The following is a 22,227-nucleotide window of genomic DNA, read 5'->3' as shown; positions in this document are numbered from 1 at the left end:
TCCCAGATAAGGGTTACTCGACCACCTTCGGCACCAGGAAGAAGTGATCGGTGGTGTCGGGCGCATTCCGGACGATGGCGTCGACGATCTCGCCGTCATTGACCAGGTCGGCGCGCTTCTTCATCTCCATCGGCGTCACCGAGGTCATCGGCTCGACGCCCTCGACGTTCACTTCCGACAGCTGCTCGACAAAGGCCAGGATCGCGTTCAGTTCCCCCTGGAGATGGGGAACTTCGGCGTCGCTGACCGCAATCCGCGCCAGATGCGCGATGCGGCGGACGGTCGTGGCGTCTACGGACATTATATATGGCCTCGGGGCTGAAAGGTCAGCCTGCCGTATAGCAGAGGCCGGTTTTGCGCCGCAACCGCGGTCGAAACCGCCGTTTCAGCCCGCCAGCTGGCTCATCCGCGCCAAGGCGGCACCCGCCAGCGCCCGGGTCAGCTCGGCGGCGGGCATTTCCTTGCCCATCCGCACCGCTTGCCCGGCCCAGAGGTTGGTGAAATCGACCCTGCCCTGTTTTTCGGCAGCTGCCTTCAGCGGGCCGAGGCCGGTTGCGGCATGCGGGAACGCCGGGGCATCCGGCGAAATCGGGCCGACCTCGCGCATCACGCGGTTGGCGACGCCGCGCGCCGGGCGCCCAGTCATCACATTGGTGATGACGGTGGATTCGTCGCTGGCCTGCGCCAGCGCGACGCGGGCGGCCGCGCTCACCTTGGATTCCGGACAGCGCAGATAGGCGGTGCCGATCTGCACGCCGGCGGCGCCGAGCGCGAACGCCGCGGCAATCCCGCGCCCGTCGGCGATGCCGCCGGCCGCGATCACCGGCACCTTCACCGCATCGACCACCTGCGGCACCAGCGCGAAGGTGCCGGGTTGCTCGGCGATGTTTTCGGTCAGGAACATGCCGCGATGACCGCCGGCCTCCGCCCCCTGCGCGATGATGACATCAGCGCCGTTCTCCTCCAGCCAGATCGCCTCCTTCACGGTGGTCGCCGACGACAGCACGATGGCGCCGGTGGCCTTCACCCGCTGCAGCAGTTTTGGCTCCGGCAGGCCGAAATGGAAGCTGACCACTTCGGGCTTCAGCTCCTCAACCACACCGCAGAACGCCTCATCGAACGGCGCGCGGTTGGCGGCATTGACCGGCGCGTTCGGGTCGAGGCCGTGTTCACGATAGTAAGGCGCCAGCCGCTGCCGCCATGTCGCCTCGCGCGCCGGGTCGGCGTCGACCGCCTTGTGACAGAAGAAGTTCAGGTTGACCGGCGCGGTCACCCGCTGCCGAACGATGTTGACCTGCTCGCGCGCCTTCTCCGCCGACAGCATCGCGCATGGCAGCGACGCGAGGCCGCCGCCCTCAGCCACGGCAATCGCCATCTCGGCATCGATCGCGCCCGCCATCGGCGCCAGCACGATCGGAAATTCGATGTTGAAGCGATCGATCAAACGACGGTCAGGCCACATGGTGTGTCTCTCCAGGCTTGCTCAGAACTACCCTCTCCCCTTGTGGGAGAGGGTGGTTTCGATGCGGAAGCATCGAAACCGGGTGAGGGGCTGTCTCCGCGGAGAAAGACCCCTCATCCGGCTCGCATCTATCGATGCGAGCCACCTTCTCCCACAAGGGGAGAAGGGAAGAAGTTACGCCGTCCGAGCAGGCTCTGCTCCGCCTCGGCGACGATGCGGCCGACGATCTCGGCCGCCGGAGCAATATCATGGATCAGGCCTGCGGACTCGCCGGCGAACACCGCCGCGACGTCAAAGTTTCCGGCGGCTTTCGCGGCAGCATATTCCACCGCGATTTCGTCCGCGCGCTGCATCAGCTCGATCTCGCGGCCGCTCCAGCGCCGCAAATGATCGTTGACGAGCGAGCGTGCGGTGAACGGCGCCGGCCACATCAGCTTGCGCGACCAGTCGAACACCACGCCGCGCACCGTCTCCCCGCTCCGCGCCGCGCGGATCAGCTGCTTCGCTTGCTCGGCGGCGTCGGCCTCGACGCTGGCATAGAACCGCGTTCCCATCAGCACGCCGGATGCGCCGAGCATCAGCATCGCCGCAAGGCCGCGTCCATCCGCGAGGCCGCCGGCGGCGACGACCGGCACCCGGCCGGCCGCGAGATCGATGATCGCGGGCACGATGTCGATCGTGGTGCGCGATGCACCGTGACCGCCTGCTTCCGTGCCCTGCGCGATCAAAATGTCGGCGCCGCAATCGAGCGCCTGTTTTGCCAGTTCCTCGCTCTGCACCTGGCAGATCAGCAGCGCACCCGCCGCCTTGATCCTGGGCGCGAACGGCGCGGGATCGCCGAATGACAGCATCACGGCGTGCGGCCGCGCTTGAAGCGCGATGTCGAGCAATTCGGGCTGCTTGGCCAGGCTCCAGGTGATGAAGCCGATGCCGAACGGTTTTGCAAAACCCTTCAGCTTCGCGGTCTCGGTCTCGAGCCGTGTCCTGTCGCCGTAGCCGCCACCCAGAATCCCGAAGCCGCCGGCCTCGCTGACGGCCCGGACCAGCCGGCTGCCCGAGATCGTGTCCATCGGCGCCAGCAGGATCGGATGCTGGATGCCCAGCCGCGCCGTCAATTCGGTATTGATCGGCATGCGTTTGCTCCCTGTTCTGGACTCGAAGCGTAAGCGGGCCTAACATTCTCGGAAAATGAATACTAGAGAACGCTACCATCTCTGAAATGAAACGGTGCATTCAGATGGAAATGACCGACCTCCTCACCTTTTCCACCGTCGCCCGGCTCGGCGGCATCACCCGCGCCGCCGAAGAGCTCAACACCGTGCAGTCCAACGTCACCCAGCGCATCAAGGCGCTGGAGGCGGAGATCGGCACCGCGCTGTTCGAGCGCCACAGCCGCGGCATGACCTTGACCGGCGCCGGCCGCCGCCTGCTGCCTTACGCGCAGCGGATGGCGGCGCTGTCGCGCGAGGCCGTGCTCGCTGCGCGCGACGATGGCGAGCCGAAGGGTCCGCTGTCGATCGGCTCGATGGAGACGACGGCGGCGGTGCGGCTGCCAACGCTGCTGGCCGAATTCCACCGCCGCTATCCCGCCGTGCGGCTGACGCTGCGCACCGCGACGACCGCCGATCTGGTCGCCGCCGTACTCGACGGTTCGCTCGACGGCGCGTTTGTCGCCGGCCCGATCGAGCATGCCGAGCTCGCCGCGACGGTCGCATTCACCGAGGAACTGGTGCTCGTCACCGCACAGCGCTGGACCTCGCTCGCTGCGTTGCGCGCCGGCACACCGGAGTCCGGCCCGACCGCGCTGGTGTTCCGCACCGGCTGTACCTACCGGCAGCGCCTCGAGCAGGTGTTCACCGAGTTCGGTTGGCCCTCGGCAGTGCGCTTCGAGTTCGGCACGCTCGACGGCATGATCGGCTGCGTCGCCGCCGACATGGGCGTGACCATGCTGCCGCGTGCGGTGGTCGAACGCGATCACGTTCATCGCGACGTCAACATCCACAAGCTGAAGGCGCCGCACGCGCATGTCGAGACGCTGTTCATTCAGCGCCGCACCGCGCATCAGTACAGCGCGCTGCAGGGATTCTTGGCCTGCCTCGACCAGCAGGAAGCCTCCGCTGCCGCGTGATCGCGGCCCGGCCTGCCCCTGCAACAAGTGAATCCCGCAATATCGCAATTGCGAATGCGGGCTTGCCACGGATTTAAGCGCAGCCTTCCCGGAAATCTTTTGAAGCGTGTCATTCTACTACGTTAGTATGAGACGCTAGCCCATAACCAAAACGTCAAACTCTGGGAGGAACTGCGATGCGGAAAGCATTCGTCTTGTGCTGCTCGATTGCCTTGTTGGGGACGCCAGGAGCTGCCGGCGCTCAGGATTGGACCAAATCGAAATGGGGACCGGACGACGAGATCGGTGCCGCCAACTACATGACGCCCGACCTCGTGGTGAAGGCGGCGTCGCTGGTGAAGACCGGCAAGACTTACGCGCTCGGCATTCCCGTCGACACCAAGACCCCGGCCTACCCGCCGCGCAGCTTCAAGATCACGATCGTGCAGCCCGGACAGGCCGGCATCGATGGACTCGGTCCGAACAAGGCCACCTACAATGACGATATCATCGACACCTGGGTCGGCATCGGCAGCCAGCTCGACGGCCTCGGCCATCTCGGGGTCGCGCACGTCTACTACAACGGCAACAAGCTCGCCGATTTCGCCGATCCCACCGGCCTGAAGAAGCTCGGCATCGAGAAGGTGCCGCCGATGGTAACCCGCGGCGTGCTGCTCGACATGGCGGCCTATTACAACACCGACATCGTCAAGGAAGGCACCGCGTTCAACGTCAAGGAGATCGACGAGGTCGCCAAGAAACAGGGCGTCGAGATCCGCCAAGGCGACGTCGTGATCTTCCACACCGGCTGGCTCAGCCTGATCGGCAAGGACGACAAGCGCTATTCGGCCGGCGAGCCCGGGCTCGGCGTCGAAGGCGCAAAGTACCTGACGAGCAAGGGCGTCGTCGCCATCGGCGCCGATACCTGGGCGCTGGAGGTGCTGCCGTTCGAGGGCAAGACCGTGTTCGAGGTCCACCAGATCCTGCTCGCGATGAACGGCACCTACATCCTCGAGAACATGGACACCGCCGAGCTCGCCAAGGACAAGGGCTACGAGTTCCTGTTCGTGCTCGGCCAGCCGCGCTGGCGTGGCGGCGTGCAGAGCATGATCAACCCGATCGCGATCCGGTAGATCTCGCCGCGAATGACGGTGCCACCTCTCCCGTCGGGAGAGGTCGCGCCGAAGGCGCGGGTGAGGGGTTACGGTCCCTCGATAGTGCCGAGCCCCCTCACCCGATTTGCTACGCAAATCGACCTCTCCCCGCCGGGGAGAGGTGAAGCAAGAGCTTTGCGCGCTCGCCATGGCGCATGCTAAGCGCTGAGTCATGCCCGCCCCCATTCTCCCCCTGATCGAAGCCGCGCCGCACTGGCCCGAGCGCGGCGCGCTGGTCGGCCTCGATCTCGGCACCAAGACCATCGGCGTCGCCGTCTCCGATCCGGACCGGCGGCTCGCGACCGGCGTCGAGACCATCCAGCGCAAGCAGTTCAAGGCCGACGCGGCGCGGCTGCTCGCCATTGCCGCCGAGCGCAACGTGGTCGGCTTCGTGCTGGGGCTGCCGATCAACATGGACGGCAGCGAGGGCCCGCGGGCGCAATCGACCCGGGCCTTCGCTCGCAACCTCGCCGGCCTCACTCCGCTCGCGATCGCCCTGTGGGACGAGCGGCTCTCGACCGCGGCGGTCGAGCGCGAGCTGATCGGGATGGACGTCAGCCGCGCCAAGCGCGCCGAGGTGATCGACGAGCACGCCGCGATCTTCATCCTGCAGGGCGCGCTGGACCGGCTGGCGAAGCTGCGCGGGGACCGCTGACGATGGCGGTGGTGATCGGGGCGCTGCTGCCGGTGTTTCTGCTGATCGTACTCGGTGTCGTGCTGCGGCAGACGCTGATGCGGCTCGATACGCAATGGCACGGGCTGGAGCAGCTCACCTATTACGTGCTGTTCCCGGTGCTGCTGGTGCAGACCCTGGTGAAGGCGGATCTGACGGCGGTGCCGATCGCCGGCGTCGGCGGCGCGCTGCTGCTCGCGGCGCTGGTGATGTCGCTGCTGTGCCTTGCCTTGCGGGCCCCGCTCGCCGGCGCCGGGGTCGACGGCCCGGCCTTCACCTCGATCTTCCAGGGCGCGACGCGCTGGCAGACCTATGTCGCGCTGTCGGTGTCGGGCAATCTCTACGGCAAGGTCGGGCTTGCGCTGGCCTCCGTCGCGATGGTCGCGATCATCCCGCTGGTCAACGTGTTCAGTGTCGCCGTGCTGGCGAAGTATGCCTCATCCGAGAAGCGGTCGGCGGGCGCGATCGTGATGACGGTCGTGAAGAACCCGCTGATCTGGGCCTGCGTCATCGGGCTCGCCATCAACGTGATGCACATCCCGTTGCCAAAACTCTGGCATGACGTCGCGGATGCGCTCGGCGGCTCGTCGCTGGCGATCGGCCTGCTCGTGACCGGTGCCGGATTGCAGTTGAAAGGCATCTTCCGCCCCAGCCTCGCCGCCAGCGTGGCGCTGGCCCTCAAGCTGGTCGCGATGCCCGTGCTCACGGTCGGGCTCGCGGTGTGGTTCGGCGTCACCGGCTCGAACCTCGCCATCGTCGCGGCCTGCGCCGCGGTGCCGACCTCTCCCTCGGCCTATGTGCTGGCGCGCCAGATGGGCGGCGACGCGCCGCTGCTCGCCCAGATCATCACGCTGCAGACGATTTTGGCCGCGATCACGATGCCGATCGCGATTGCCGCGGTTGGCCCCTGACGCGCGATGAAGTCAGCCCGATTCAGCCTTGCGACAGCCGCGCGGCACCCCTCCCGGCATAATCCCGAAAAACAACCCCATGCAAAGTAGCCGGCGGCTGCCGGCGTTCGACAGGCGACTTGACACGTCGGGCAAGTCAGGGGTACTCTTTTATTATTCCGAAACCGTGCGGACGCACCTCGCCCAATGCCCGGCATGACGAGCTATCGGGCGCGGCGGATAGTCATCTGCGATAGCCCTGCCCGCAAGCGGTAGAATGTTCCTCACGAACGCGCGCTGCCGCTGCCGGCGGTGGTTGTCGTCACCAGCTCCACGAAAAAGGCCGTCGCGGCGGTGTGATCGGCGGCGCGATACACCAGCGTCAGCGGCGCATGCAGGCGAACGCCGTTGGCGAGCGGGCGATAGGCCACCGTCTTCGCGTGCACCTGCTGCATCGAAGCCGGTACGACGGAGATCCCTGCACCCGCGGCCACCAGATTGAGATTTGTCATCATGCGTTCGACTTCGGCCACGACGTTCGGGTAGATGCCCCGTTCCGCGCACAGCGCCAGCAGGTTGGCATAGAGCCCGGGCGCTCCGGCGCGTCGCACCAGGATCAGATTTTCGCCGTGGAAATCCTTGAGCGCGACGGCGGCATTCTTGCCGGCGCGCGGCTTCTGCGCCAAGCGGTGGTCGAGCGGGGCCGCCACCAGCACCGGCTCTCTCAGCAAGGTCCGGAACACCAGGCCGGGCGGCCGTGCGACCGGCACGCGCAGAAAACCGCAATGCAGCTCGCCCGAGGCAATTCGTTCGGTGATCTCGCCGGCGTTGTTCTCGGACAGCGAGAGCTCGATCTCGGGATAGCGGCCGCGGAATAGCCGCAGCACGCGCGGCGTCAACAAGTGGGCGGCAGCCGAGGTCGTGAAGGCAATCGCGAGACGGCCGCGCACGCCCTTGGCAACCCGTGCCATGCGCTGCTCCATGACGGCAACGCCGTCGAGGATGCGCCGGGCCTCTTCGAGGAAGAGCTCGCCGCTCTCGGTCAGCGCCATGCCCTTGGCATGGCGGCGAAACAGCACCATGCCGAGATGGTTCTCCAGCGCCTTGATCTGCTGACTGAGCGGCGGCTGCTGGATGTTGAGCCGGGTGGCGGCGCGGGTCAGATGCCCGGCCTCGGCCACCGCCAGGAAGTAGCGCAAATGTCGAAGCTCCATATCCATAGGATATGGCATACCGCAATTTCATATATTTGACATCACGACAGGCGTCGTTTTTGTTGGCCCGGTCCAACGAGAAAGATTCCGCCCGATTTTCAATTCGTGGCGTTAGGGAAGGAACATCATGACTGACAGCTCGATCCAGCTCGATTCCGGCGGCTCAATTCTCTTCGTGGGCAACAGCTTCACGTTCGGCCGCGTCGATCCGGTGATGAGCTACAATACCGACAACGTACGGGATCTGACTGCGCCGGTGCCCGGCACCACATTCGCGAACACGACCGGGTCCAATCCCTACGAGCCGCATCCCTGGGGTGGCGTTCCCGGCATCTTCGAGGCGTTCGCCGAGCAGTCAGGCCTGCAGCTCGACGTCGCCATCTCGGCCCGCAATGCCGCGACGCTGCAGGGCCAGTACCTCAACAGCAATCCCGCCGGTTGGGACCTGCGCGGCAACGTCGCGAGCCAGCCGTGGGACGTCGTGGTGCTGCAGGACAACAGCACCCAGGCCCTGCCCTCGGGGTCCGGCTCCATCACCTTCGCCGCAGGGTCCTCGACCGCGACGCTGGTCATCCATCCGACAGCCGACACCAAGATCGAAACCGACGAGACGATCGGCCTCCAGCTCACCGCCGACCCGTCTTATCGGACAAGCGCGGGCGTCGTCACCGGAACCATCCTGAACGACGATCCGAGCGGCCCGGTCGTCAATCCCGCGCTGCCGACGGTCACGCTTGTCGCCTCTCCGAGCGCGGTGCTGGAGGACGGCGCACAGAAGCTGGTCTACACCTTCACGCGCACCGGACCGACCGATACACCGCTCACCATTCAATTCGGCGCGGCCCGTGACGGCAGCACGGCGCCCTCGGTCAACACCTCGACCGGCGACTTCGAGAACTTCGTCAACCTGTTTACGACCAGCTTCCAGGCCAACGGCCAGCAGACCACCGGCAGCATGAGCTTCACGAGCAACTCCGGCTCGGTCGTGATTCCGGCGGGCGCCAGCAGCGCGACCCTTACGCTCGATCCGAAGCCGGACACCACTGTAGAGGCCGATGAATCGATCCGCCTGACGCTCAGCGCCAACGCCGCCTACAATGTCGGTACGCAGGGCGCAATCTCCGCCACCATCCTGAACGACGACTTCGCGCCCGGCACCGATACCTCGCTGCCGAACATCTCGCTCAGCCTGGCCGCTTCAGCGGTTTTCGAGGATGGCTCCGGCAATCTGGTCTACCAGTTTACGCGGACCGGCTCGAACGCTGCACCCCTGACCGTCAAATTCAGCGTGTCGGGAACGGCGACGCTGCCGGGAAACGACTTCACCGTCACCGGCGCAAACAGCTTCGCGACGGCAGGCGCCGCCGATCCGAACCTTGCGTCCTTCAACACCTACACCGTGAAGCTTGCGCAGTACGCGACGACAGGCGCGGCCGACGGCACCGTTCCGGCCAACCCGCACGCCAATGCCGCAACCGACGTCTATTTGTACGAGACCTGGGCGCGGCCGAACATGGTGACGGGCGCAATCGTCGCCAACACCAACGACCAGACCGGGGCCGTCACCAACACGACGACGACGGCGCCCGAGTATTACGTCTCGCTCGAGGCGATGACCGCGGATCTGCGCGCCGCCTATGAGGGCCTTGCCGCGGCCAATCCGATCTTCGCAGGCGTGGCTCCGGTCGGCGCGGCCTTCCTGGCCGCGGTTCAGAACGGCACCGCGATCCGCAATCCCTACGCGCCCGATGCCGGCGCCGATGGCAAGGTCGACCTGTGGTGGGACGACAATCTGCATGCCTCCAAGTACGGCTCCTATCTCAGCGCGCTCACGCTGTTCGGCACGCTGACGGGCCTCGATCCCCGCTCGCTCGGCGCCGCCGAGCACGCCGCCGCCGATCTCGGCATCACACCGGAGGTGGCCGCAGCGCTGCAAGGCGTCGCGGCGGCGACGCTCGGCTTCTCGCTCGCTGCACATTGGACCGCCCCCGGACAGGTCACCGAGTTACAAGGCGGTGTTACCGGCCTGCTCGCGACCGCCGGATCATTCGGCTTCTCGGATTCGGATATCGCCGACACTCACACCGTCGCGGTCACCCCGCTGACGCCGGGCGCGGTCGGAACATTCACGGCCTCGTTGCACACCGATACCACCGGCGACGGCACCGGCGGTTCGGTCGACTGGCAATTCACCGTCGACAACGCAGCCGTTGCGTTCCTCGCCCCCGGCGAAACCCGCGTCCAGCACTTTCAGGTCACGATTGCCGACGCCAATGGCGGCCTCGCCCAGCGCGACATCGCGATCACCCTCAACGGAACCTACAACGACGCACCGGTGGCGGTGAACGATGTTGGCCATGCGCAAGCTGCCGGCACGACGATCGCTGCGCCCGGCGTTCTCGGCAACGATACCGATCCAGAGGGCGACGCCCTTGTCGTGAGCGCCGTCAATGGACTCGCCGGCAATGTCGGCGTCGCGACGGCGGGCACCTACGGCCATCTGTCACTGTTTTCCGACGGCCACTACGGCTACGCGGCCGACAACAGCGCGGCCCTCGCCTCGGCACCGACCGGCATCCACCTGCACGACAGCTTCAACTATACGGCCAGCGACGGCAACAGCACCGACAGCGCCGCACTCGATATCACGATCAACCGCGCTCCGATTGCGAATGCCGAAATTGCCGGTGTCGGAAAGGGAGGCTTGATCTCCGGAAACGTGCTCGCCAACGATTCCGATCCGGATGGCGACGCCGTCGCGGTGGCGGCATTGAACGGTGGCACTGTCGGCCAACAACTGCATGGCAAGTATGGGTCGCTGACTTTGTCCTCCGACGGACATTACACTTATCAATCGGACGCAAACGCTCGTACCCCGGCACAAGGCTTTGCTCAGGACAAGTTCACATACACGGTGACCGACGCTCAGGGCGGCGCCGCAACAGCGAGCTTGACGGTCACCACCTTTGCGCACGGCCAGACTTATTTGGCAGGCGCGCCAGGCCAGACGATGTCGGCCGGCAATGGCCAGGACATCCTCGACGGAACACTCGGTCACCAGATCCTGGCAGGCGGAAACGGCGCCGATGTCTTACTGGGCGGTCCCAACGATCGGCTGGCCGGCGCCAACGGTCCAGACCAGTTCGTATTCCAGGACAATTTTGGTCACAACGAAATCAGGGATTTCGGCAAGCCGGACACCATTGTGTTGCAGGCATCCACGTTCGGCAGCGTCGCCGACATCCTTGCGCACTACGCCGTCAATGACGGGCACGGCAACGTCGTGATCAGCGATCCGCACAATGCGGCCAACAACATCGTCGTGGACAATTTCAGCCTGAGCCAGCTCAGCGCAAACAGCTTCTTGCTGATCTGAGGGTCTGGCTTGGATGCGCGGCGGGCGGCAACGCGCCGCCGCTCGCGCAGCTCGTCACGTGCGATCGAAAGATTATCACGTTCGCTCTGGTCTCACGGCGATGCTGGGGCGAGCGTGGAAGCATGTCGACCTTGGGCCACGAGCCGACGTTCTCGGTAAATACACACAAGTCGACCTTTGGCCTTTACGGTCGCTTCAAGCCTGTCTCGCTAAAGCTATATGTGCCTCTCCATGCAACCGGCGGCTGCGCGCGTGAACAGCAATTCCAAATCATCGCTTCAAACCTATTTCGCCAACATCATACGTGCCTTTTCAAGCAAGCGGCGGGCTGCACGTGTGAACCCCGGTTCCAATTCGTCTGACTTCGACGCCCGTCAGCTTTGCCTCTGGCTCGCGACCCTTTCTTCCGGCGATCTGTCCGTCAATGAAAGCGCGGCGGCGCGTCCCGGAAGCGTGATGATCACGACGGTGGGCAGCGCCAACGATGCGTTGTGGTCGCAAATGGAACGTGCAGGCTGGGCACAACGGATCGCGCTCGACGATCTGCCCATGGCGCACGTCGCAAGCCCCTATGCTTTCACCGAGGCGGGCGCGCGCGCCGTGACGGCAGCACTTGCCGAGCTTGTCGCCCGAAAAGCCAAGCTCACGGGCACGGTCAAGGGCTTCGACCCGCGCACTGCGCCTGAACAAGTGAGACAGCTATGCGGCATTTTCAGCTGGCTGGGCCTGCGAGCGTTGTCCCAACTGACCCTTGCAGAGGAAGCGCGGCCCACAACCGCAGAAGCCCAAGCTCGGCAGCGCGACGGCATCCTGGCCCTGAAGGAGGTAACGAGGGGAGTGTCCATGGCTGGACTATACATCGCCGAGGCCATTTCCCGTGGTCCTGACAGCGATGTTGGTCGGGACTGCCTCGAGCGGACCACCAAAGGCCTGCGCTATGCTGAGCAATGTTTGACGGAGTGGGCGGACGAGATGCGCACCCACCAAACCGGCAGTCCCCCTCTGCCATCTTGAACCATCACCCCGTCAGCCACCAGGTCTGGATCGTTGCCGCGAGATTGTTGAGGCCGTGCAGCACGATGGTCAGCCAGGTCGAGCCGGTGCGATAGCGCAGATAGCCGAACAGCAAGCCGATCGACAGCACCTCGCAGAGGAAGAACCAGTCGTATTGCAGGTGCATCAGCGTCCAGACCAGCGCCGACAGCAGGATCGCGCCGTAAGGGCCGAGCCGGGATTCCGACCAGCCGCGATACAGCCAGCCGCGTGCGAATAGCTCTTCCCACACCGGCGCGGCGCCGGCGAACGCGATGACGAGCAGCCACAGGGCGCCGTCGGCCTGCGCCGACTTCAAGACGTCCCCCATGAAGCCGGGCAATACCTCGCGGCCAGCGGCGCGCGACACCATGTCCCAGCCGCCGATCAGCACCGCCATCGCAACGATGCCGATGATGATGTTCTTCGAGGACGTCCAGCGCAGCCCGAGATAATCGGCGAACGGGATTCGGGTCGTGCGGATCGCGACCCACAGCGCCAGCAACACCATCGGCAGGCCGGCCAGCACCGACAGCGAGATGGTCAGGCCGTCGGCGACCACGTGGGTGATGCCCTCGACCGACAGCGGCCCGCCCTGCAGCAGCACGCAGTAGACGATGACGGCGACCTGGCCGACGAACATCGCGCCGAAAATGAACAGGCCCCAGAGCGCGGTGCCCCAGAACTTCCAGACTCGCGGCGGGAGCGGCGGCGGCTCGACGGCCGCCGGCGGCATGGTTGGATTGAGTGCGTCCATCAACAGGCCTTCATGGCAGCGCCCGCTCGAGCAGGACGCGCTGGTCATTGTCCGATATTTCCACCGCGCCGTACATGCCGGCATGGCCGGCGGCAAGCCGGGTCGCCGCGAACAGCTCGGCGCTGCCGGGCGAGACCCGGTTGAGCGCGGCGGCTGCCGCCAGCAGCGCCAGTTTTTCCACCGCAAGCCGCGCCACCCGCTCGCTGTCGGGACGGCGGAACGACTTTCCGATCAGCGCGACCGTCTCCGCGGCGCCCGGCAGGCCCTTGGTCTCCTCGGCGAGGGTGCGCAACACCGCCAGCGCTGCGTCAGCCTCGCGGCCGAGCGCGCGCAGCACGTCGAGGCACATCACATTGCCGGAACCTTCCCAGATCGCGTTGACCGGCGATTCCCGGTAATGCCGCGCCAGAATGCCCTCCTCGACATAGCCGTTGCCGCCGAGGCACTCCATCGCCTCGTAGAGGAAGGGCGGCGCGCTCTTGCAGATCCAGTATTTGATCGCGGGCGTCAGCAGCCGCATATAGGCCGCTTCGCCCGCCTCGGTCGGCGCGCGATCGAAGGCGCCGCACAGCCGCATCACCAGCGCAATCGACGCCTCGACATGCAGCGCCATGTCGGCGAGCACGCCCTGCATCAGCGGCTGGTCGGCGAGATGTTTTTGGAACACGCTGCGATGGCGGGCGTGATGCAGCGCATGGGCCAGCCCCGAGCGCATCAGCCCGGCGGAGGCGATCGCGCAATCCTGCCGCGTCAGCTGCACCATCTGGATGATGGTGCGGATGCCCTTGCCCTCCTCGCCGATCAACTCGGCATGAGCGCCGTGGAATTCCACCTCCGACGAGGCGTTGGAGCGGTTGCCGAGCTTGTCCTTCAGGCACTGGAAGTGGATCGCGTTGACCGAGCCATCGGGCGCAAAGCGCGGCATAAAGAAGCAGCTCAAGCCGCCGTCGGTCTGCGCCAGTACCAGGAAGGCGTCGCACATCGGCGCCGACATGAACCATTTGTGCCCGGTGATCCGGTAGGCATCGCCGTCGCGTTCAGCCCGCGTCATGTTGGTGCGCACGTCGGTGCCGCCCTGCTTCTCGGTCATGCCCATGCCGAGCGTCATGCCGCGCTTGGTCCACCACGGTGCAAAGCTCGGGTCGTAGGATCGCGTGGCGATCACCGGCATCGTCTTCGCCAGAATCTCCGGCTGCGAGGCCAGTGCTGCGACCGAGGCGCGCGTCATCGTGATCGGGCAGAGATGGCCGGTCTCGACCTGGGCGGCGATGTAGAACTTTGCCGCGCGCACCACCTCGGCGGCGCCGCCGGCCGGCTTGCCGTCGGCGGTCCAGGTCGAGTTGTGCACGCCGGCATGCGCGGAATGCGCCATCAGCTCGTGATAGGCCGGATGAAACTCGACCTCGTCGCGGCGATTGCCGCGGGCATCGAACAGCCGCAGCTTTGGCGTGTTCTCGTTGGCGATCCGGCCGCGCTCCGCCATCGCGGCGGACCCCCAGTGCTTGCCGAACTCGGACAGTTCGGCTGCGGCTCCCGCGCCGCCATTGGCCGCGACCGCCGCAACCAGCGGTGCATCCGCGGTGAACAGATCGACGTCCTCGAACGGCGGCGACTGGTTCAGGACCTCGTGGGTGGCAAACCGGGCCTGCGTCATGGTCTCCTCAGGGAACTGCGCCATCATATCGCTGATGACCGGGTTTTCACTCCGGCAGCAGCGCAATGGATTTGGGGGATCATAAGCCTGCCCGCCGGGCCCGGGCAGCGAAAAATGCGCTGACAGCTAGATACTTCCCTGCCTGGGCGCATGGCTGCCCAGCTTGATGTCCAGCCAGTCGTTGGTGCGGGTCTTGCTCGCCGCGCTCCGCGAGGCCTGCAGCGGAAAAAGGTCGCCGGCATGCAGCGGCCGGTCGTCGGGATAGGCCGCCAGCTGCAGCTTCGATTCATGCACGGCGCCGTCCGCCGGGGAGATGTAGGCAAAGCCGATCTCGATCTTGTGCTTGATGTCGTAGCCCTGCCACTTCGGATGCGAACGGGTCAGCAGCACGGCAAGCTCGCACGGCATCAGATCCGAGCTCGAGCTGCGCTGCCCCTCGGTCTTGTCCATGTAGCACTGTTCCTGGACGCTGCGGACGCGCGCATGGACCGGCTGGAAATTCACCCGCTTGTCGAACTCGCTGTAGACGTAATAGCCCGCCAGCGCGATGCAGATGATGCCGTAGAAGCCGAGGCGCATGGCTCAAATCATCCGCGTCTTGTCCGGCTTGGATTTGGACGCAAGCACCGGAAAGACCTCGCCCGGGCGCAGCGCCTTGCCGTTGGGAAACGCCGACATCTGCAGGCTGGACGTGTGCGTGGCGTTATCGACCGGCGAGACGTAGACGACGCGCACCTCGATCTTGTGCTTCACGTCGTAACCCTGCCACTTCGGATGCTCGCGCTTCAGCATCTCGGCGACCTCGCAGCGCACCATGTCTGATGTCGACGTGGTCTTGGTCATGACGCCGCGCTCGACCTTTTCCAGATAGCACTGCTCGTTGATCGCGGCGATGCGGGCATCGACGCGCAGGAAATTGGTTTTCTTGTCGTAATGGTCGTAGGCCACGATCCCGACGATGCCGACGACGACGATTGCAACGGCTGCCAAACGCATCATAGGTACTCCCGCAATGCTCGCAGATATTGCGGGCGGCAATTAAGGAGTGTTGAACGCGCGGGCGGCTATATCGGCGATGGCAACCGCAACATTGCGAAGATGCTTTGCATTTGAGGGAATTCGCGGGCTAGCGCGCTCGGGTGATCGGAAAATCGTAGGCCGGCCCGCCCGCCCCTGGCAGCGAAAAATGCCACCATTCCTTGGCGTAATTGACAAAACCCTGCCGGGCCATCGCCGCGACCAGCATGGTGCGCCAGCGCCGCTGCGCCGGCGTGATCCTATCGGTGGCGGTATGGCCCTTCACGTCGGAGCAGTCGTAGCCGGTGCCCATGTCGACGCTGCCCTCCGGGGCGCGCGCGGCCGCCGGCGCGGTGCAGTCGGCATAGTCCTTCGCTGGATCGAACTTGCCGGAATTGTCGGCGGTGAGGTCGACCAGCGTCAGGTCGACCGCGGCCCCGGTCGAATGCAGCGAATGGGTGGCGATGTAGCCGAGGCGGAACAAATCCGCCTTGGCGAACGCCGGGTTGTAGCGCCGCTCGGCCGCGGTTTCCTTGCCGTTCCGCGACCACGCCACCATGTCGGCTACCGCCCGCGCCGGCCGGTAGCAATCGTACATCTTCAGCGACAGATTCTTCTGCGCGAGTTCCTGCTGCACGGCCTTCAGCCGCAGCCCGACCTCCCGCTTCACCACGCATTCCGCACCGCCATAGCCCGCGAGCGGCCGGCCCGTGAAATTGTTCGAACTGGCGTAGCGGATGTCCTGGATGATGGTGGGGTCGATGTCGCGGAGGAACACGAAGCCGCCGGGCAAGGTCTGCGCCTGCACGGGCGCAATCAGGACTGCCAGCAGAAATGCACCTGCAACCGTTTTCACGACACCTGCCCTGTGTTGTCCCGCGAACCTTACTGGAAAAGCCGCCGGGAGAAGCCCGGCCATGACGGCGCCAGACACTGACCGGGGGAAAACTCCGCCACCCCCTCTTCGCACTTGCCCCACCGGCGATCCGCGCCTATAGCTCTGGCTTTAATGACCCCATCATTAAAATCGACTTTTGTCCTTGGCCACCGGCATTTGCTGGGCATCGAGGGCCTTTCCGCCGACGACATCACGGGCCTGCTCGACCTCTCCGAGGAATATGTCGAGCTCAACCGCCAGGTCGACAAGAAACGCGCCTCCCTGCGCGGCCGCACCCAGGTCAATCTGTTCTTCGAGGCCTCGACGCGGACCCAGTCCTCGTTCGAGATCGCCGGAAAACGGCTGGGCGCCGACGTCATGAACATGTCGGTGTCCTCGATGTCGACCCGCAAGGGTGAGACGTTGATGGACACTGCGGTGACCCTGAACGCGATGCATCCGGACATCCTGGTGGTGCGCCACCACGCCTCCGGCGCGGTCGAGCTCTTGGCGCGCAAGGTTGACGGTTCCGTGATCAATGCCGGCGACGGCAGCCACGAGCACCCGACCCAGGCCCTGCTCGACGCCCTGACCATCCGCCGCAACAAGGGCCGGATCGAGGGGCTGGTGATCGCGATCTGCGGCGACGTGCTGCATTCGCGCGTCGCGCGCTCCAACATCCTCTTGCTCAACACGATGGGCGCCCGCGTCCGCGTGGTCGGGCCCTCCACCCTCTTGCCACCCGGCATCGAGCGGATGGGCGTCGAGGTCGCGCGCGACATGCGCGAGGGGCTGAACGGCGCCGACATCGTCATGATGCTGCGCCTGCAGCGCGAGCGCATGAACGGTTCCTTCGTGCCGTCCTCGGGCGAATACTTTCATTATTTCGGCCTCGACCAGAAGAAGCTCGCTTATGCAAAACCCGACGCACTGGTGATGCATCCGGGCCCGATGAACCGCGGCGTCGAGATCGACACCTTCGTGGCCGACGGCGCGCAGTCGCTGATCCGTGAACAAGTGGAAATGGGAGTGGCGGTGCGCATGGCGGTGCTCGAAGCACTCGCCCGCAACCTGCCGAACGCGTGAGACCGATGCTGACCGATCGCCGCCCCATCCTGCTCGCCAACGCCCGCGTCATCGATCCGGCGCGGGATTTCGACGGCCCTGGTGATGTTCTCATCGCCGACGGCGTGATCCGCGACGCCAGGCGCGGCATCGGCGCCGCCGGCGTTCCCGAAGGCACCGACATCGTCAACTGCGCCGGCAAGATCGTGGCGCCCGGCCTGATCGACATGCGCGCCTTCGTCGGCGAGCCAGGCGCCAGCCACCGCGAGACCTTTGCCTCGGCGAGCCAGGCCGCGGCCGCCGGCGGCATCACCACCATCATCTGCCAGCCCGACACCTCGCCGGTCATCGACAACTCGGCGACGGTCGACTTCGTGCTGCGCCGCGCCCGCGACACCGCGATCGTCAACATCCATCCGATGGCGGCGCTGACCAAAGGCCTGCAAGGCCAGGAGATGACCGAGATCGGCCTCTTGAAGGCCGCAGGCGCCGTCGCCTTCACCGACGGCGACAAGAGCGTCACCAATGCGCAGGTGATGCGGCGCGCCCTGACCTACGCCCGCGATTTCGACGCGCTGATCGTGCATCACACCGAGGACCCGCATCTGGTCGGCGAAGGCGTGATGAACGAGGGCGAGTTCGGCACAAGGCTCGGGCTGATGGGAATTCCAACCGCCGCCGAATCGATCATGCTCGAGCGCGACATGCGGCTCGCGGCGCTGACCGGGGGCCGTTACCACGCGGCGTCGCTGAGCTCGATGGAGTCGCTGGAAATCCTCAAGCGCGCCCGCGACAGCGGCCTCGACGTCTCGGCCTCGGTGTCGATCAACCATGTCACGCTGAACGAGAACGACATCGGCCCCTACCGCACCTTCCTGAAGCTGGCGCCGCCGCTGCGCACCGAGGACGACCGCAAGGCGCTGGTGGCAGCACTGGCCTCCGGGCTGGTCGACGTCGTGATGAGCGACCACAATCCGCAGGACGTCGAGGTCAAGCGGCTGCCGTTCGCGGAAGCCGCCAGCGGCGCGGTCGGGCTGCAGACCATGCTGCCGGCGGCGCTGCGGCTGATCCACAATGGCGAGATGGAGTTCAAGACGCTGATCCGCGCGATGTCGACGCGGCCGGCGGAGCTGCTCGGCCTGCCCGGCGGCACGCTGCGCGCCGGCGCCCCGGCCGACGTGATCGTGATCGATGCCGACACCCCCTGGGTGCTGGACCGCGACGAGCTGAAATCGCTGTGCAAGAACACGCCGTTCGACGATGCCCGGTTCTCCGGGCGCGTGGTGCGGACGATTGTCGGCGGACGCACCGTGTACGAGCACGTCTGAGGTGCAATGGAACTTTAAAGCGTGGCGCGGCGCTTTAGCGCCCCACCACCTGCGCAATCGCTTCCATCATCATGCCGACGGCGCCGGCCACGATGTAAAGACCAAACAGAATCTGCTCCAGCCGCTTGCGTGCAGAAGCCATGGTAAGCTCCCTCGATATGTAGGCCATGATGGGGATTTATGGTTAATATTCGGTTGATCGGCCCGTCCGCTGCGGCCGCGGCGTGCTGCCAAGGGACCTACCGCGATGTCTGCTGACGCGTTGCTGCCCGTCGCCTTCCTGATCGGCTACCTCTTCGGCTCGATCCCGTTCGGCATGGTCCTGACCAGGCTCGCCGGCACGCAGGATCTGCGCTCGATCGGCTCCGGTAATATCGGCGCCACCAACGTGCTGCGCACCGGACGCAAGGGCCTCGCCGCGGCGACGCTGCTCGGCGATATGCTCAAGGGCACGATTGCCGTCGTCATCGCCGGATCGATCGACGGGCCCAACGCGGCGATGGTGGCCGCGCTCGGCGCCTTCCTCGGCCACCTGTTCCCGGTCTGGCTGAAGTTTCGCGGCGGCAAGGGGGTTGCGACCTATATCGGCGTGCTGCTCGGCCTGTTCTGGCCGGCGGCGCTGATCTTCGCGGTGATCTGGCTCGGCACCGCCTACACCACCCGCTACTCCTCGCTGTCGGCGCTGATCGCGGCGTTCGTGACGCCGCTGTTCCTGTGGTGGTTCGGCCATAACGCGCTGGCCTCACTGTTCGCCGTGCTGACGATCCTGCTGTTCTACATGCACCGCGAGAACATCAAGCGCCTGCAGGCCGGCACCGAAGGCAAGATCGGCGAGAAGAAGTGACGGCGTACTAGACGCGCTTCAGCGCCGCCTCCACGAACGCCGCCGCCGCCAGCGCCCGCGCATCGGCGCCGAACGGTGCGACCACCGTCACGCCGACCGGCAGCCCGCCGTCCGCGACCAGCGTCGGCACGTTGACGCAGGGCACGCCCATCAGCGTCCACAGCCGGTTGTAGCGGGGATCGCCGGTCGACGATAAACCTTTCGGCGCGGCACCCGGCGCCGACAGCGTGACCAGCGCGTCGACCTCGTCGAACACCGCAGCCAGCGCCGCCCGTGCCCGCGCCGCGACGTCGACCGCCGCGTCATAGTCTTTCGGCGTGGCGCCCTTGGTCTCGTCGAGCCGCCCGCGCAGCAGCGGCGGCATCGCGTCGTAATTCTGCCCGTACTCCCAGGCGAACGACTGATGCGCCTCAAAGTCCTGGATCACGGGATGGATGCGCCAGGCCTCGGCGACGATCTCGGGCATCGCCAACTCGCGCACCGTTGCGCCGGCTTGCGCAGCCGCGCGCGCCGCCCTTTGCAGCGCCTCGGCACCCGCCGCCTCCGGCGCGCCGGCAAACGCCTGTGTCACCACGCCGATGCGCGGCGCCGCGACCGACGACGGCACCAGCAGTTCCGGCCGGTTGGTCATCGCCGCGAGCCCGGCGGCGACGTCGCGCACGCTCGCCGCGAACAGCCCGACCGTATCCAGCGACCAGGAAAAGCATTTCACGCCGACGGTCGGCAGCAGCCGGTAGCTCGGCTTGATTGCAGCCGTGCCGCAGAACGAGGCCGGCCGGATCACCGAGCCGCCGGTCTGCGTGCCCAGCGCCAGCGGGATCATGCCACCGCCGACCGCCGCCGCCGAGCCCGACGACGATCCGCCCGGCGTGTGCGCCTGATTGTGCGGATTGAGCGTCGCGGTCGGATCGTTGGCCGCGAACGCGGTGGTCGTGGTCTTGCCGACGATGGTCGCCCCCGCCCGCTTCAGCGCCATCACCACCGGCGCATCGCCGCGCGGCCGATGGCCGCGGTAGATCTGCGAGCCCATCTCGGTCGGGAAATCGGCGGTGTCGATGTTGTCCTTGATGCCGACCGCGATACCGCGCAGCGGCCCCGCAGTTTGCGCGCGGGCGCCCTCGTCGTGATGGACGAAGGCGCCGATCGCCTTGTCCTGCGCGCGGATCGCCGCGAGCGACTGCGCGATGGCTGCGTCGGGCGAAACCGCCCCCTGTTCGATGCGCTCTCGAAGCTCGGTCAGTGAGATCATGGCGGCATTCCTGTTCCTGTCGGCCGCTTGTAGCGCGTTGCGCAGGGGCAAGCCAATGTCACGGTTGATTGCAATCTGCGGTTGGGCGAAGCTGCGCGCGCATGCACGACCGGACGCCCAGCACGGCAAAACTCACCGACACGGAACGGCTCAACCGCCTGCGGCTGATCCGCTCCGACAATGTCGGTCCGCGCACCTTTGCATCGCTGCTCCGCCATTTCGGCAATGCGGCGAGCGCGCTGGAGCGGCTGCCCGAGCTGGCGCGCCGCGGTGGCGCATCCGGGCCGGGCCGGATCTGCAGCGCGGAGGACGCATCCGCGGAGCTCGCGGCGTGCCGGAAAGCCGGTGTCAGCCTGGTCGCGCCGGATGAGGCCCATTACCCACCGCGGCTTGCCACCATCGACGATGCCCCGCCGCTGCTCGGCGTGCGCGGCGCGCTTGACGCCCTGACGCGGCCGATGATCGCGATCGTCGGCTCGCGCAACGCTTCCGGCGCCGGGCTGAAATTTGCTGGCACCCTTGCGCGCGACCTCGGCGACGCCGGCTTTGTCGTGATCTCCGGCCTCGCCCGCGGCATCGATCAGGCCGCGCATCGCGCCACGGTCGCGAGCGGCACGGTCGCCGTGCTGGCCGGCGGCCACGACAAGATCTATCCGCCGGAGCACGAGGATCTGCTGGCCGCGCTGCTCGCGCAAGGCGCTGCGATCTCCGAGATGCCGCTCGGCCATGTGCCGCGGGCGCGGGATTTTCCCCGCCGCAACCGGCTGATCTCGGGCGCCGCGCTCGGCGTCGTCATCGTCGAGGCCGCGCATCGCTCGGGTTCGCTGATCACGGCACGGATGGCCGCCGAACAGGGCCGCGAGGTGTTTGCGGTGCCGGGCTCGCCGATCGACCCGCGCGCCGCCGGCACCAACGATTTGATCAAGCAGGGCGCGACGCTGGTGACCGAGGCCGCCGATATCATCACCGCGGTGGCGCCGATCATGGAGCGGCCGATCATGTTGTCGGCACGTGAGGACGACGAACCACTGGATTTCGCCACCGATGCGCCCGAGCGCGAGCGCATCGTCAGCCTCTTGGGCCCGAGCCCGATCAGTCTCGACGACCTGATCCGGATGTCCGATGCATCGCCCGCGGTCGTCCGCGCCGTGCTGCTCGAACTCGAACTCGCCGGCAAGCTCGAGCGCCACGGCGGCGGCCTGGTGTCGATGATTTAGCGGGTTGCGCAATTCATTTCCCGTCATCCCCGCGCAAAGGCTTCGCCTTTGTCGCTGGAGGAGCGGCCTCTTGGCCGCGTCTCGAAGGATGAATCGGCCCGGCCGGTGGCCGTCAACCCTTCGAGACGCGCGCAAGTGCGCGCTCCTCAGGGTGACGGATTACCGCAAAGGCCGCCGTTTCCCGTCATCCCCGCGCAAAGGCTTCGCCTTTGTCGCTGGAGGTGCGAGCCCTTGCGAGCCTCGAAGGATGAATCGGCCACCAGCCGGGCCGTCGACCCTTCGAGGGCCGCTGAAGAAGCGGCCACCTCAGG

19 protein-coding genes and 1 pseudogene are annotated in these 22,227 nt (G+C 66.3%); 10 read left to right on the top strand and 10 right to left on the bottom strand.

Annotated features, from left to right (window positions below):
* Nucleotides 1–13: 13 nt before the first annotated feature.
* The 3 genes and pseudogenes from gatC to CI41S_RS30110 all read right to left on the bottom strand — a co-directional run.
* A complete protein-coding gene (gene gatC / locus CI41S_RS30120) occupies nucleotides 14–301 on the bottom strand; it encodes an Asp-tRNA(Asn)/Glu-tRNA(Gln) amidotransferase subunit GatC (protein WP_139484236.1) in 288 nt (95 codons plus the stop codon).
* 84 nt (nucleotides 302–385) lie between these two features.
* Nucleotides 386–1,462 (bottom strand): NAD(P)H-dependent flavin oxidoreductase, encoded by a 1,077-nt coding sequence (locus CI41S_RS30115; RefSeq protein ID WP_139862829.1) that lies wholly within the window; start codon nucleotides 1,460–1,462, stop codon nucleotides 386–388.
* A gap of 128 nt (nucleotides 1,463–1,590) precedes the next feature.
* Nucleotides 1,591–2,604: pseudogene (locus CI41S_RS30110) on the bottom strand (NAD(P)H-dependent flavin oxidoreductase); the annotation flags it as partial.
* Nucleotides 2,605–2,699: 95 nt separating this feature from the next.
* Here CI41S_RS30110 and CI41S_RS30105 point away from each other — a divergent pair.
* The 4 genes from CI41S_RS30105 (at nucleotide 2,700) to CI41S_RS30090 (ending at nucleotide 6,307) form a co-directional block, all read left to right on the top strand.
* Nucleotides 2,700–3,590, top strand: coding sequence for a LysR family transcriptional regulator (locus CI41S_RS30105; protein ID WP_139862827.1), 891 nt, complete (start codon nucleotides 2,700–2,702; stop codon nucleotides 3,588–3,590).
* 176 nt (nucleotides 3,591–3,766) lie between these two features.
* The gene (locus CI41S_RS30100) at nucleotides 3,767–4,702 is read left to right on the top strand and encodes a cyclase family protein (RefSeq protein ID WP_139862826.1); all 936 of its coding nucleotides are present in this window, start codon (nucleotides 3,767–3,769) and stop codon (nucleotides 4,700–4,702) included.
* A 193-nt stretch (nucleotides 4,703–4,895) separates the two neighbouring features.
* Nucleotides 4,896–5,378 (top strand): Holliday junction resolvase RuvX, encoded by a 483-nt coding sequence (gene ruvX / locus CI41S_RS30095; protein WP_139862825.1) that lies wholly within the window; start codon nucleotides 4,896–4,898, stop codon nucleotides 5,376–5,378.
* Between the two features lie 2 nt (nucleotides 5,379–5,380).
* A complete protein-coding gene (locus CI41S_RS30090; RefSeq protein WP_139862824.1) occupies nucleotides 5,381–6,307 on the top strand; it encodes an AEC family transporter in 927 nt (308 codons plus the stop codon).
* Between the two features lie 263 nt (nucleotides 6,308–6,570).
* On the opposite strand, the gene CI41S_RS30085 is transcribed toward CI41S_RS30090, so the two are convergent.
* Nucleotides 6,571–7,518: a LysR substrate-binding domain-containing protein gene (locus CI41S_RS30085; RefSeq protein ID WP_210242722.1), complete on the bottom strand. Its 948-nt coding sequence runs from the start codon at nucleotides 7,516–7,518 to the stop codon at nucleotides 6,571–6,573.
* Nucleotides 7,519–7,627: 109 nt separating this feature from the next.
* On the opposite strand from CI41S_RS30085, the gene CI41S_RS30080 reads away from it, so the two are divergent.
* Nucleotides 7,628–10,876, top strand: coding sequence for a cadherin-like domain-containing protein (locus CI41S_RS30080; RefSeq protein ID WP_139862823.1), 3,249 nt, complete (start codon nucleotides 7,628–7,630; stop codon nucleotides 10,874–10,876).
* Between the two features lie 252 nt (nucleotides 10,877–11,128).
* Nucleotides 11,129–11,890, top strand: coding sequence for a hypothetical protein (locus tag CI41S_RS30075; protein ID WP_139862822.1), 762 nt, complete (start codon nucleotides 11,129–11,131; stop codon nucleotides 11,888–11,890).
* Nucleotides 11,891–11,894: 4 nt separating this feature from the next.
* Here the strand turns inward: CI41S_RS30075 and CI41S_RS30070 are convergent, their stop codons facing one another.
* From CI41S_RS30070 to CI41S_RS30050, 5 genes are all read right to left on the bottom strand, one after another.
* A complete protein-coding gene (locus CI41S_RS30070) occupies nucleotides 11,895–12,665 on the bottom strand; it encodes a CPBP family intramembrane glutamic endopeptidase (protein ID WP_139862841.1) in 771 nt (256 codons plus the stop codon).
* 10 nt (nucleotides 12,666–12,675) lie between these two features.
* Nucleotides 12,676–14,319: an acyl-CoA dehydrogenase family protein gene (locus tag CI41S_RS30065; RefSeq protein ID WP_139862840.1), complete on the bottom strand. Its 1,644-nt coding sequence runs from the start codon at nucleotides 14,317–14,319 to the stop codon at nucleotides 12,676–12,678.
* 126 nt (nucleotides 14,320–14,445) lie between these two features.
* Nucleotides 14,446–14,898, bottom strand: coding sequence for a hypothetical protein (locus CI41S_RS30060; protein WP_139862821.1), 453 nt, complete (start codon nucleotides 14,896–14,898; stop codon nucleotides 14,446–14,448).
* A gap of 3 nt (nucleotides 14,899–14,901) precedes the next feature.
* Entirely contained in the window at nucleotides 14,902–15,315 is a 414-nt protein-coding gene (locus tag CI41S_RS30055) for a hypothetical protein (protein WP_139862820.1), read from the bottom strand.
* A 130-nt stretch (nucleotides 15,316–15,445) separates the two neighbouring features.
* Nucleotides 15,446–16,192, bottom strand: coding sequence for a M15 family metallopeptidase (locus CI41S_RS30050; protein ID WP_244626733.1), 747 nt, complete (start codon nucleotides 16,190–16,192; stop codon nucleotides 15,446–15,448).
* Nucleotides 16,193–16,345: 153 nt separating this feature from the next.
* Here CI41S_RS30050 and CI41S_RS30045 point away from each other — a divergent pair, with 153 nt between their 5' ends.
* The 3 genes from CI41S_RS30045 to plsY all read left to right on the top strand — a co-directional run bounded on the left by CI41S_RS30045 (nucleotide 16,346) and on the right by plsY (nucleotide 19,450).
* Nucleotides 16,346–17,299, top strand: a complete 954-nt coding sequence (locus CI41S_RS30045) for an aspartate carbamoyltransferase catalytic subunit (protein ID WP_139484223.1) — start codon at nucleotides 16,346–16,348, stop codon at nucleotides 17,297–17,299.
* Nucleotides 17,300–17,304: 5 nt separating this feature from the next.
* A complete protein-coding gene (locus tag CI41S_RS30040; RefSeq protein WP_139862818.1) occupies nucleotides 17,305–18,606 on the top strand; it encodes a dihydroorotase in 1,302 nt (433 codons plus the stop codon).
* Between the two features lie 247 nt (nucleotides 18,607–18,853).
* The gene (plsY, locus tag CI41S_RS30035; RefSeq protein WP_139862817.1) at nucleotides 18,854–19,450 is read left to right on the top strand and encodes a glycerol-3-phosphate 1-O-acyltransferase PlsY; all 597 of its coding nucleotides are present in this window, start codon (nucleotides 18,854–18,856) and stop codon (nucleotides 19,448–19,450) included.
* A 7-nt stretch (nucleotides 19,451–19,457) separates the two neighbouring features.
* Here the strand turns inward: plsY and CI41S_RS30030 are convergent, their stop codons facing one another.
* The gene (locus tag CI41S_RS30030; RefSeq protein ID WP_139862816.1) at nucleotides 19,458–20,699 is read right to left on the bottom strand and encodes an amidase; all 1,242 of its coding nucleotides are present in this window, start codon (nucleotides 20,697–20,699) and stop codon (nucleotides 19,458–19,460) included.
* Between the two features lie 101 nt (nucleotides 20,700–20,800).
* Here CI41S_RS30030 and dprA point away from each other — a divergent pair, with 101 nt between their 5' ends.
* The gene (gene dprA / locus CI41S_RS30025; RefSeq protein ID WP_139862815.1) at nucleotides 20,801–21,916 is read left to right on the top strand and encodes a DNA-processing protein DprA; all 1,116 of its coding nucleotides are present in this window, start codon (nucleotides 20,801–20,803) and stop codon (nucleotides 21,914–21,916) included.
* Nucleotides 21,917–22,227: the final 311 nt, after the last annotated feature.

The sequence above is a fragment of the Bradyrhizobium ivorense genome (genome assembly GCF_900696085.1).
Taxonomy (GTDB): domain Bacteria; phylum Pseudomonadota; class Alphaproteobacteria; order Rhizobiales; family Xanthobacteraceae; genus Bradyrhizobium; species Bradyrhizobium ivorense.
This window is presented reverse-complemented; position numbering and strand designations above follow the sequence as displayed.